Raw genomic sequence first — 12,447 nt, forward strand, 5'->3', positions numbered from 1 at the left:
ATGAACACATTTAAGATCAGCGAGCTCGCGAAAGAGTTCGACATTACTACTCGAAGCATTCGCTTCTACGAAGATTTAGGTCTCCTAACTCCAGAACGTAAAGGCAACACTCGAATCTACAATGGTCGTGATCGAATTCGACTAAAACTGATTTTGCGAGGTAAGCGATTGGGCTTTTCTCTTGCAGATATCAAAGAGTTATTTGAACTCTACGATACCGATCAAAGTACTGAGCAGTTGAACTATATGATTCGGTTGATCGAAGAGAAGAAGGCAGCATTGCAACAGCAAGCAAACGACATTCAAGCGGTAATGATGGAGTTAAATGCTGCGCAGTTGCGATGCCAAAACACACTGAGATCCATGAAAGGCGAAAAAGTCACCTAACACCTCAACTCTGGGATGTAGGTGACGTAAAGGCAAGGACACGCAATGAAATCTACCTACTCTTCCCTGAACTTTGTTTATGACGAAAATACCGATTTGCTTCGCGAGCAAATCAATAGTTTTGCTGCAAGAGAAATTGCGCCGCTAGCGCAATCTATCGACCAAACTAACGACTTTCCAAACCATCTTTGGTCCAAATTAGGTGACATGGGTCTTTTAGGTGTGACCACCAGCGAAGAGTTTGGTGGTGCAGGCATGGGCTATCTCGCCCACGTTATCGCTATGGAAGAAATCAGCCGAGCATCCGCTTCGGTTGCGTTAAGTTACGGCGCCCACTCCAACCTTTGCGTCAACCAAATCCACCGTAACGGCACACAAGCGCAAAAAGAGAAATACCTACCTAAGCTCATCTCCGGTGAACATATCGGCGCCCTTGCTATGAGTGAACCCGGCGCCGGCTCTGATGTGGTCTCTATGCAGCTTAAAGCCGAACGTAAAGGCGATATTTTCCTGCTAAACGGCAACAAAATGTGGATCACCAACGGCCCTGATGCACACACCTATGTTGTCTACGCAAAAACCGACCCAAGCCAGCACTCCAAAGGCATCACGGCATTTATTGTGGAACGCGGATTCCCTGGATTTACTCAAGCACAAAAACTCGACAAGTTGGGTATGCGCGGCTCGAATACGTGTGAGCTGGTCTTCCAAAACTGCGAAGTCCCTGCGGAAAACATTCTCGGCGAAGAAAACCAAGGCGTGAAAGTATTGATGAGCGGCCTCGACTACGAGCGTGTGGTGCTTGCAGGCGGCCCACTTGGCATCATGCAGGCGTGTATGGATATCGTTGTGCCTTACATTCACGACCGTAAACAGTTCGGTAAATCCATCGGTGAATTCCAGCTAGTTCAAGCAAAAATCGCGGATATGTACACACAAATGAATGCCGCTAAAGCGTATGTTTACGCCGTCGCTGCCGCTTGTGATCGTGGTGAAACCACACGTAAAGATTCTGCTGGCGCGATCCTCTACAGCGCAGAGCTGGCAACCAAGATGGCACTGGATGCGATTCAACTACTTGGCGGTAACGGCTACATCAACGAGTTTGATACGGGCCGTTTGTTGCGAGATGCCAAGCTGTATGAAATCGGTGCGGGCACTTCAGAAATTCGCCGCATGCTTATTGGTCGCGAATTGTTTAACGAAAGCGCCTAATCAACATACCTAGGCGTTCTGAATCTAAATAAATTCCTTATTCAACCTAAATCTTATTCAACATAGATAAAGGCGGGTGGTGTCACCCGTCTACCGAATGGAGATCGGCTATTTATGGCTTGTTTGACGACCAATATTAATACCCACTCAGAGCAGTATCAGGAAAACTACCGCTCTATGGCGTCACTTGTAGATCAACTTTATACCGTGACTGCCCAAATAGAAGATGGTGGTGGTGAGAAAGCCCGCGAGCATCAGCAGAAGAAAGGCAAACTTCCGGTACGTGAGCGCATTCTTGCCCTCCTCGATCCCGGTTCATCCTTCTTAGAAATTGGCCAGTTCGCGGGTTGGGATGTGTATCCAGATTACGTTCCATGCGCGGGCGTAGTAGCGGGTGTTGGCGTAATTGACGGCACCGAGTGCATGATCGTCGCCAATGACGTGACGGTAAAAGGCGGCAGTTACTACCCACTTACGGTGAAAAAACACTTACGCGCACAAGAAATTGCAAAAAAATGCCAACTGCCGTGTGTTTACTTAGTCGATTCTGGCGGCGCTAACCTACCCCGCCAAGATGAGGTCTTCCCAGACAAAGACCACTTCGGTCGTATTTTCTATAACCAAGCCCGAATGTCAGCCAAGGGTATCCCGCAAATCGCTGTGGTCATGGGGCTATGTACCGCTGGCGGCGCTTATGTTCCTGCGATGTGTGATGTTTCCATCATAGTCAAAGAACAAGGTACGATTTTCTTGGCAGGTCCACCTCTTGTAAAAGCAGCGACAGGTGAAGAAGTCAGCGCGGAAGATCTTGGTGGCGCAGACGTTCACTGTCGCACCTCTGGTGTGGCGGACTATTACGCAGAAAATGATCACCACGCGTTAGAGTTGGCAAGACAAGCGGTTTCACAAATCAACCACTTGAAACCCGTTCAACTCAAGCAAAAAGCACCTCAGGAACCACGTTTTCCTGCCCAAGAGCTGTACGGCATCGTCGGAACCGATCTTAAAAAGCCGTTTGATGTTAAAGAGGTCATTGCCCGAATTGTTGATGATTCCCAGTTCGATGAATTTAAAGCCTTGTTCGGCGAAACCTTGGTCTGTGGCTTTGCCCATATTCACGGTATGCCGATTGGCATTGTCGCTAACAACGGCATTCTATTTTCGGAATCAGCACAAAAAGGCGCGCATTTTATTGAGCTGTGCGCACAACGCAAAATTCCTCTGCTCTTCTTGCAGAACATCACGGGCTTTATGGTCGGTCAGAAGTACGAAGCCGAAGGCATCGCCAAACATGGTGCGAAAATGGTAACTGCTGTTGCGTGTGCAGACGTGCCGAAGTTTACCGTGGTTATTGGTGGATCGTATGGCGCAGGAAACTACGGCATGTGTGGCCGCGCTTATGATCCAACCATGATGTGGATGTGGCCAAACGCGCGCATCTCCGTCATGGGTGGAGAGCAAGCGGCTGGCGTGATGGCGCAAGTGACCCGCGATATCAAAACTCGCAAAGGTGAAAGCTGGAGCGCGGAGGAAGAAGAAGCGTTCAAACGTCCAATTGCGGAGCAATATCAGACTCAAAGTCACGCTTATTACGCCAGTGCTCGTTTGTGGGACGACGGCATTATTGACCCTGCGAAAACCCGTGATGTTGTCGGCATTGCTCTGTCTGCTGCGCTTAATGCGCCAATACCAGACAGCAAATTTGGCATCTTCCGTATGTAGCCGGATGCAAGGCAAACCTTAACTCCTCGCGAATACCGATGTTTATACAAGTAACGGTTAGCGAGCATTGGAATAGAGACTGAAATGTCAGACAAAGGAAGTCACATGACCGGACTACTGCTTGAAAAAGACAGCAATGGCGTTGCTTGGTTGAGCCTCAATCGACCAGAGAAACACAACGCGTTTAATGATGAATTAATTGCTTCACTTATCGAAACCTTGGAAAAACTTGAGAGAGACGACTCTCTACGTGCATTGGTACTAACGGCGCAAGGGAAACACTTTTCTGCGGGTGCGGATCTTGGCTGGATGCAGTCAATGGCCACCAAAACCGAGAGTGAAAACCTGCAAGATGCACAGCAACTAGCAAAACTTTTGCATACGCTGGATACCTTTAGCAAACCGACTATTGCTATGGTGCATGGCGCTGCATTTGGCGGCGCACTTGGGCTTATCTGCTGCTGCGATATCGCTATTGGTACACCTGAAAGCCGCTTCTGTTTGAGTGAAGTGAAGCTCGGTTTGTTACCCGCCACCATCGGACCTTACGTAATCCGAGCGATTGGACAACGACAAAGCCGACGCTACTTTTTAACCGCGGAACTGATTGATGCCGAAACCGCGCTATCGATGAGTATTCTTCATCAGATAGACGCTCAACCACGTGAAGCCGTCAATCGCACCATTGATCACCTGCTCAACAACGGTCCACAAGCCATGCAGGCTGCAAAAGCACTTTGTTTACGCTGTGATAACCAACCTATCGATCATTCATTAATTGAATACACCAGCCAAGCTATTGCAACCGCTCGCGTGTCCAGTGAAGGACAAGAAGGACTAGCTGCATTTTTTGAAAAGCGCGCCGCCAATTGGAGGAATCATGTTTAAAAGAATACTGATCGCAAACCGCGGTGAAATTGCCTGCCGAATCATTAAAACCGCAAAAAGCATGGCTATCGAGACGGTAGCCGTCTATTCCGAAGCGGATCGCAGCAGCTTACATGTTAAACAAGCGGATTTCGCTGAATTCATTGGCCCCGCTCCTGCGAGTGAATCGTATCTCGATATCGATGCGATTATCGGCGCTGCGAAAAAATGGCAAGCCGATGCTATCCACCCTGGGTATGGTTTTCTTTCCGAGAACCCGAAACTAGCCAAAGCGTGCAGCGAAAATGGCATCGCCTTTATTGGCCCTTCCACCAGCGCAATTGAAGCAATGGGTTCGAAGTCGCAAGCCAAAGCCATCATGTCTGAGGCGAACGTACCATTGGTTCCGGGCTATCACGGCACAGACAACAGCGTAGAGCATTTATTAGCAGAAGCGGAAAAAATCGGTTACCCAGTGATGCTTAAAGCAACCCAAGGGGGCGGCGGTAAAGGCATGCGAGTGGTCAATAGCGCAGCCGAAATGCCTCTGGCCATCGACGGTGCGCAGCGTGAAGCACTTTCAAGCTTTGGCGATAAGCAGCTTCTAATCGAAAAATGTATATTGCAGCCTCGCCACGTTGAAGTTCAGGTATTTGCTGACCAACATGGCAACTGTGTCTATCTTTCTGATCGCGATTGCTCCATTCAACGCCGTCACCAAAAAGTAGTCGAAGAAGCACCAGCTCCCGGTCTTAGTGATGAACTGCGTAAACAAATGGGTGAAGCTGCGGTTCAGGCCGCTCAAGCGATCGACTATGTTGGCGCTGGCACGGTGGAGTTCTTACTCGATAGCCGAGGTCAGTTCTACTTCATGGAGATGAATACCCGTCTGCAAGTTGAACACCCTGTCACTGAATTGATCACTGGCGTTGATTTGGTGGAGTGGCAATTCAAAGTCGCAGCTGGCGAGCATTTACCTATTTCACAATCTGAAATCACCCACAACGGTCATTCAATTGAGCTGCGAATTTACGCAGAAGATACAGACAATGACTTTATGCCGTCGACTGGCCGCATTGACTACTTAAAAGAACCCGTATCAGACAGTAATGTGCGCCTAGCGTGCGTACGCGTTGATAGTGGTGTTACCCAAGGCGATAGCATCAGCGAATATTACGATCCAATGATCAGCAAGCTGATCGTCTGGGGGCAAACTCGTGATATCGCTCTAAACCAGCTTAAGCAGGCGTTAACTCAATATCACGTACGTGGCGTAACGACAAACATTGGTTATCTGCACAGTATTATTTCGCAGCCAGCCTTTGCCGAGATTGAGCTCGATACAGGTTTCCTCGTCACACATCAACAAGGCATAAATGAGCAGCAAGACGTGTCGGATTCAATCTGGCTTACATTGGCGGCGGTTGCTCGCTGGAATGATCTCATTTCAAAATCAGACAGCTCAACGTTACCCGCGCCAACCAAACGAGGTTTTAGACTGTCGGTTGACAACGTTTACCGATTTAACTTCACGGATGCCAATGCCAACCATCAGGTACGTTTGCAACAATCATCGCAAGATACAGGATCTCACTTCACTGTCCGATGTGGTGAGGAGCTGCATCAGGTCATCCTGCTTGAAAGTGACAACCAGTTTATCGTCGATATTGATAATGTGCGTTACACCTTTAATGCACTTAGCGATGAACAAAGAACAACACTATTTTATCTTGGTCAGCAGCGCACGTTCGCTCATCAACCTAACTTTGACTCTGCAAAAGATGTAGATGATGAACTAAGTCCAACCGCACCACTCAACGGCATAATTTCAGCAGTTATGGTGGCTAAAGGTGACGAAGTGGCGGCGGGCGATCCGCTTTTGGTACTCGAAGCAATGAAAATGGAATACACCATCACGGCTCCGGTAGCAGCAAAAGTCGACGAATTGTTTTATCAGCACGGGGACCAAGTACAGCACGGTTCCATCCTGCTGAATTTGTCTTTGATATCGGATAACGTCAGTGAAGATAAGGAGCGCGAGTATGCTACCAGCGAAAGTTAATATCGTCGAAGTCGGCGCTCGTGATGGTTTACAAAATGAAACGTCAGTGACGCTGGTTGATAAAATCCGTTTGATTAACCAACTAAGCAGCAGTGGCTTAAAGCATATTGAGGCGGGATCTTTCGTCTCTCCAAGGTGGGTGCCTCAAATGGCCGATTCCGATCAGGTGTTTGCTGGTATCTCAAAAAAGCCTGACGTGGTTTATAGCGCGCTCACACCAAATCTCGCAGGGTTAGAACGTGCGCTGGAAAGCGGTGTAAAGCGAATTGCGGTGTTTGGCTCCGCTTCAGAAACGTTCAGCCAGAAGAACATCAACTGCAGCATTGCGGAGAGCCTTGCCCGTTTTGAACCCGTTATCGAATTGGCGAACCAGCACAACATACCTGTGCGCGGGTACTTGTCTTGTACCATGGTGTGTCCATATGAGGGAGTAATCAAGCCAGAGCAAACTACCAAGGTCGCCAATACGTTGTTTGATATGGGATGTTATGAGATTTCGCTCGGTGATACTGTCGGTAAAGCAACACCTAATCGCGTTATCGCCATGCTGGATTCGTTGTTAACGCTACTGCCAAAAGACGCGCTCGCAGTACATTTTCATGACACTTATGGACAAGCATTAGCCAATATCTACCAAGCCTTGTTAATGGGCATCAACACCATTGATAGCGCAGTAGCGGGGCTCGGCGGCTGCCCTTACGCGAAAGGAGCCAGTGGCAATGTTGCAACGGAAGATGTACTTTATCTGTGTGAGCAACTTGGGATTGAAACGGGCGTTGACCTTAGCGTCATCAATGAAGCGGGTTGGCAAATTTGCCGTGCGTTAGGAAAGTCTCCTGCTTCTAGGGTCGCATTAGCTCTGGGCGATCCGTATAGCTTGTAAATCATCAACAACCAATCAGGTAATGTATTTCAACGGGCATGCAGACGTACGTGCCCGTTTTTTGTTGTTACTCATAAAAACCTTAACGCTCAACGGTCTTCATCACATTAATTAGTATCTGATTTCAGCTACAATTTAGTTTCAAACCGAACATATAAAACAGGATCAGGTAAATGCTCATAACATTTCGTTGTCGAAGCCACTCAAACGTCACAATGTTTGGTGATATTGCATTAGATATGCTCAAAATGATGGGTCACAGCGGCACGGTGCCGGGATCAATTTCCGCTCAAGATGTTCCTGACGCGCTATCAAGATTAACTTCTGCTCTATCTGCGAAAAATGCAGCTGAAGAAAACCTCCCTACTGATGTAGACGAAGAGGAAGAACAAGCAGAGCCCGCGGTAAGCCTAGGACGCAGAGCGTTTCCACTGATTGAGTTGCTAAAATCAGCAATCAAAGAAGAATGCGAAGTCATGTGGGACAACCAATAACGCCTTCAAACTTGTTTCTAGCGAGGTGAATCCGTGTTGTGACCGCCTCGCTATGGTTACTCGACACCAAGATAAGAACACCAATACCGCTTATCGCCCTATCCGTTTCTCTCCCTAGACAACTTGATTTCCCCATCAATGTGCACATCTCGTTGTGGAAACGCGATTTCAATGCCGTGCTTTTCGAAAGCTTCGTAGATTTCAAAACGCATGGCACTTGCGACCGAGCGAATACCGCCCTCAACCGTTGAGTTAATCCAAAAATAAGATTCGAAGATCAAAGCATTGTCACCAAAGTCTTGAAAAAACACATCTGGCGCTGGCGAACTCAGAACTTGCGCTTGCTGCGAAGTCACTTCCGCCATTAAGGCAGCAACCTGTTTGACATCGCTCCCATACGCGACACCGACGACGACAGAGCCACGAACTAATCTGTCGCATAACGTCCAGTTGATCACCACGTTCTCAATCAACTGACTGTTGGGTATGAGCATATGAACACCATCGGTTCGCCTGATTCTCGTTGAGCGTGTATTTATTTGCTCGACAGTGCCTTTGGCGCCCTCAACCTCTAAAAAGTCCCCAATTCGGATTGGCTTTTCACCAATCAAAATCCAGCCACTTATGAAGTTGTTAATGATGTTTTGCGCACCAAAACCGAAGCCGATAGCGATGGCACCAGACAGAAAGGCGAACGCGGTGATTGGCACATTGATCATCGAAAGTGTGGTCATAAAAATAATGGCTAGAGCGATGACAAATAATATCCGTTTAACCAAATGAATCACGTTAGGATCTTTCCCCGATGAGGACATTCTTGACGTAACGGTTTTGATTAAAATTTTGGACAACCATAAAGCGACAATCACCCATGTCGGCACCATCAATATCGCCCACAACGTGATAGGTTGTTCGTTAAAGGTAAACAGTGTTGTTTCTAAAAATGAAATGACCCGTTCGAACATAAAGTGCTCACTCTTGATTCATCGTTGCCAGCAAGCCAGAGCGCATAAGTCATAAATTTTTGGATCAATCGATAGCGCAGCGGCTCAATTAAGTTCTTCTTATTAACTATATTGTAATCTACGTAAAACGCTTCGAGTGGTTTCCCACTTTGGCTTCAACCGATTAAGCCATTTAGGGAATACGTCTTTGTGAACTAAACGAGCCAATCAACCAACTGGATACGCAAGGCAAATCAGTGATAACTTTCTGATTTTTAAGCATCAAATTTTCACTTCGAATCACTCTCACCTATTATGCACCTTATTGCAAATAACATTGATGGAATGATTGTTATGTCAGAACTGACTCGGATGCGCTCTGGAGAAACCTATAATTGTCTGGATGAAGAACTAAAGCTAATGCGCGCCAAAACTGCGCAGCTTGTCTTCCAATTTAACCACGAGCCAAACCCAGATATCCGTAGACAACTATTGGCGGAAATGGGCGTCCAATTAAAAAACAGCGCCTGTATAGAGCCACCGCTACAACTTACCTACGGTTGTCACTTGTCCATCGGAGAAAACACCTACATCAACTGGGATGCCATTATTCTGGACAATGGGCAGGTTGAGGTTGGCGCGAACGTCATGATTGGGCCTAGAGTGCAAATTTACACAGCCGCTCATTCACTCGATACACAAAGACGCTTAGCCGGAGATGAGATCGCCAAACCGGTAACAATTGGCAATAACGTTTGGATTGGTGGGGGCGCAATCATACTGCCGGGCGTGACCATTGGCGATGAGGCCGTCGTCGGCGCTGGCTCTGTCGTAACCAAAGACGTTGCGCCGGGCGATCGAGTTGTTGGAAATCCGGCGCGCTCCATTAAACCAAAAAACTGAAGAAAGTCGCTATTTCGCCAAATGCTCGCGAATAATATTAGCGAGCAGATTGAGAGCATGAACATATTTGTCATTGAGCTCAAAAGAAGCGTTAAGACGAATACAGTGATCGTATTGTTCTGTCAGGCTGAACATCTTTCCCGGTGCGATGCTGATATTACCTTTTAGCGCTTCTCGATATATCTGCAAGGCATCAATATGCTTGGGAAGCTCTAACCAAATAAAGTACCCACCGCTTTGGCTTAACACTTTGACTGCTTCAGGTAACAGCTCACTAAGCAGAACCGTCATCTTACTTTTACGTTCAAACAGCTTTTTCCGTAACTGCTTCAAATGAGATTCATAATTGCGGCTTGTTAAATAGTGTACCAATGTCATTTGCACTGGTGCACTCGTCGCTAATGTACTCATTAACTGTAACTTTTGTACCTCTAGCGCCCGCTTTCCCGCCGCAACCCAACCAATACGTAGCCCTGCGATTAATGATTTTGAAAACGAGGAGCACAACATGGTATTGCCCGTGTCATCAAACATTCTTAGTGGATAAACCGAGTCATTCCCTGCATGCAGTTCGCTGTACACGTCATCTTCAATCACTGGCACGTTATATCGCTGTGTCAGTTCAATCAGCTTTTGTTTTTTCTCGTTGGAAAGCGTAAAACCCAGAGGATTCTGGAAGTTCGACATCAGCCAGCACGCTTTCACATCGTGTGTTTGCAGCGCTCGTTCCAATGAGTCTAGGTCAATGCCCGTGACTGGGTCTGTTCTTACTGAGAGCGCTTTCAAACCTAACCGCTCTAAGGATTGCAATGCACCATAAAATGCAGGCGACTCCACAACCACCCAATCTCCCGGTCTTGTGCTGGCTTGCAAACTGAGCGTTAACGCCTCCAGCGCGCCTGCCGTAATGACAATTTCATCGGGTGAAATTTCAATGCCTTTCGCAGCATAACGCTTCGCGATGATGGTGCGTAATTGTTCGTTTCCCGGCGGTAAGTTATCAAAGGTGGTGGAAATCGGCATATTGCGAGCGGCTGCGCTCATCGCCCGATTCACGTGATAGCGTGGATACAAACTTGGGTCTGGATAGGCAAAGCCAAAATTGATCATGGATGGATTTTTACTCGCCTGCAGAACATCAAAGATAAACTCATTGATGTCTACCTGCTCTGTCCACGAAACCGCGGCTGGCGCTTGGGGTTCATTTGAACTCTTAATATTGGGAGCGACTCGATAACCAGAGCGCGGCTGTGACGTTACCCAGCCTTGAGATTCCAGAATTTGATAGGCATGCAACACCGTCATCAAGCTTAAACCCGAGTGTTCAGATTGGCGACGCAGAGAAGGCAGCTTGTCACCCGGATGCCATATCCCCGATTTTATCTGCCTTTTAAGCTGTTCCACTAACTCTTGATACTTCGCCAAACGCAAATCCCCTTCCCTAAAGCCGAATTCAAAATAATAACACTTCAATATTTAATCTGTTATAGGTTTATAGTCACTGTCTGTACCTACTTCCCTCATTCCGCTCCTCTTAAAATAGCTCTCTCATAAAACTTAAAAGATCAAAGGAAGTTTAATGTTTGGCCTCGACGCATTTATGCTTGCACGGATACAGTTCGCCTTTACGGTATCCTTTCATATTATTTTCCCCGCTATCACCATAGGTTTGGCCACCTATCTCGCCGTGCTGGAAGGCTTATGGCTAAAAACACGCAATCCCGATTACCAAAAGCTCTATCATTTCTGGTCGAAAATTTTTGCGGTTAACTTTGGGATGGGCGTTGTATCTGGCCTTGTCATGGCCTATCAATTCGGCACCAACTGGAGTGGTTTCTCCGACTTCGCTGGTTCTATCACTGGCCCATTACTGACTTATGAAGTGTTAACGGCATTCTTTCTCGAAGCCGGATTTCTTGGCGTAATGCTGTTTGGTTGGCGTCGCGTCGGCGAAAAGCTGCACTTTTTTGCAACCTCGATGGTGGCGTTAGGAACGATCATTTCGACGTTCTGGATTCTCGCCTCCAACAGTTGGATGCAAACGCCACAAGGCTATGAAATTGTCGACGGACGTGTGGTGCCAACCGACTGGTTTGCTATCGTTTTCAATCCTTCATTTCCTTATCGTTTGGCGCACATGAGCGTCGCGGCTTTCGTCAGTTCAGCACTCTTTGTAGGCGCGTCAGCCGCTTGGCATTTATTGAGAGGCAATCAATCGACTGCGGTAAAAACCATGTTTTCGATGTCGCTCGGGATCTTAGTGTTCCTTGCGCCACTCCAAACCGTGATTGGCGATGTGCACGGGCTAAACACTCTGGAACACCAGCCCGCCAAAATCGCTGCCATCGAAGGACATTGGGATAACAGTGATGGCAAACCAACCCCATTGATATTGTTCGGCATGCCAAACATGGAACAAGAACGCACAGACTATGCCTTAGAAATTCCTGTTTTAGGAAGTTTGATCCTACGCCACAGTTTAACTGAGCCAATCCCGGCACTGAAAGACTTCCCGAAAGAGGAACGACCGAACTCACCTATCGTCTTTTGGTCATTTCGAATCATGGTCGGGCTAGGACTTCTGATGATTTTACAGAGCTTCTACAGCATATGGTTACGAAAAAAGAACACGCTTTATACCTCGCGTTGGTTCCTCAAGTTTTCATTATTTATGGGGCCATCTGGTCTTATCGCAATACTCGCTGGCTGGTTTACGACAGAGGTTGGTCGGCAACCTTGGGTCGTTTATGGCGTACAAAAAACGCGTGATGCGGTTTCTGCACACGGAGACCTACAAATGAGCATCAGCCTGCTGTGTTTCCTTGTTGTGTACAGCTTGGTGTTTGGTTTTGGGTATTACTACATGATCCACCAAATCAAGAAAGGCCCCGATGCAATCGAACACGATGAGCACGACATGACGACCGTTTCAGGCCGCATCTAGAATTTGTCACAAAGTTAAGGTAGAGA

Annotated in this window: 11 protein-coding genes; 9 read left to right on the top strand and 2 right to left on the bottom strand. The window is 47.4% G+C overall.

The window, feature by feature from the left end; all coding sequences use genetic code 11:
• The 7 genes from R7190_RS07580 to R7190_RS07610 all read left to right on the top strand — a co-directional run bounded on the left by R7190_RS07580 (position 1) and on the right by R7190_RS07610 (position 7,630).
• Positions 1-387, top strand: coding sequence for a MerR family transcriptional regulator (locus R7190_RS07580; protein ID WP_005373242.1), 387 nt, complete (start codon positions 1-3; stop codon positions 385-387).
• Positions 388-432: 45 nt separating this feature from the next.
• A complete protein-coding gene (locus R7190_RS07585) occupies positions 433-1,602 on the top strand; it encodes an isovaleryl-CoA dehydrogenase (protein ID WP_005373245.1) in 1,170 nt (389 codons plus the stop codon).
• A gap of 114 nt (positions 1,603-1,716) precedes the next feature.
• Positions 1,717-3,324, top strand: a complete 1,608-nt coding sequence (locus R7190_RS07590) for a carboxyl transferase domain-containing protein (RefSeq protein ID WP_137282718.1) — start codon at positions 1,717-1,719, stop codon at positions 3,322-3,324.
• A 105-nt stretch (positions 3,325-3,429) separates the two neighbouring features.
• Positions 3,430-4,212 (top strand): enoyl-CoA hydratase-related protein, encoded by a 783-nt coding sequence (locus R7190_RS07595; protein ID WP_017633676.1) that lies wholly within the window; start codon positions 3,430-3,432, stop codon positions 4,210-4,212.
• Positions 4,205-6,253, top strand: coding sequence for an acetyl/propionyl/methylcrotonyl-CoA carboxylase subunit alpha (locus tag R7190_RS07600; RefSeq protein ID WP_186585392.1), 2,049 nt, complete (start codon positions 4,205-4,207; stop codon positions 6,251-6,253). The genes R7190_RS07595 and R7190_RS07600 overlap by 8 nt, the downstream gene beginning before the upstream one ends.
• A complete protein-coding gene (locus R7190_RS07605; protein ID WP_017633678.1) occupies positions 6,234-7,136 on the top strand; it encodes a hydroxymethylglutaryl-CoA lyase in 903 nt (300 codons plus the stop codon). Before R7190_RS07600 ends, R7190_RS07605 begins: the two co-directional genes overlap by 20 nt.
• Positions 7,137-7,309: 173 nt before the next feature.
• Positions 7,310-7,630: a DUF1840 domain-containing protein gene (locus tag R7190_RS07610; protein ID WP_005373256.1), complete on the top strand. Its 321-nt coding sequence runs from the start codon at positions 7,310-7,312 to the stop codon at positions 7,628-7,630.
• Between the two features lie 98 nt (positions 7,631-7,728).
• Here R7190_RS07610 and R7190_RS07615 read toward each other — a convergent pair whose 3' ends face one another.
• On the bottom strand, positions 7,729-8,595 hold the full coding sequence (locus R7190_RS07615) for a mechanosensitive ion channel family protein (protein ID WP_017633679.1): 867 nt from the start codon (positions 8,593-8,595) through the stop codon (positions 7,729-7,731).
• A 333-nt stretch (positions 8,596-8,928) separates the two neighbouring features.
• Here R7190_RS07615 and R7190_RS07620 point away from each other — a divergent pair, with 333 nt between their 5' ends.
• Positions 8,929-9,477, top strand: a complete 549-nt coding sequence (locus R7190_RS07620; RefSeq protein ID WP_025767897.1) for a sugar O-acetyltransferase — start codon at positions 8,929-8,931, stop codon at positions 9,475-9,477.
• Positions 9,478-9,486: 9 nt separating this feature from the next.
• Here the strand turns inward: R7190_RS07620 and R7190_RS07625 are convergent, their stop codons facing one another.
• A complete protein-coding gene (locus tag R7190_RS07625; protein WP_176311490.1) occupies positions 9,487-10,902 on the bottom strand; it encodes a PLP-dependent aminotransferase family protein in 1,416 nt (471 codons plus the stop codon).
• A 154-nt stretch (positions 10,903-11,056) separates the two neighbouring features.
• Between R7190_RS07625 and R7190_RS07630 the strand changes: the two genes are divergently transcribed.
• On the top strand, positions 11,057-12,421 hold the full coding sequence (locus tag R7190_RS07630; protein ID WP_086047473.1) for a cytochrome ubiquinol oxidase subunit I: 1,365 nt from the start codon (positions 11,057-11,059) through the stop codon (positions 12,419-12,421).
• Positions 12,422-12,447 lie beyond the last annotated feature (26 nt).

The organism is Vibrio sp. 1078-1 (assembly GCF_033340475.1).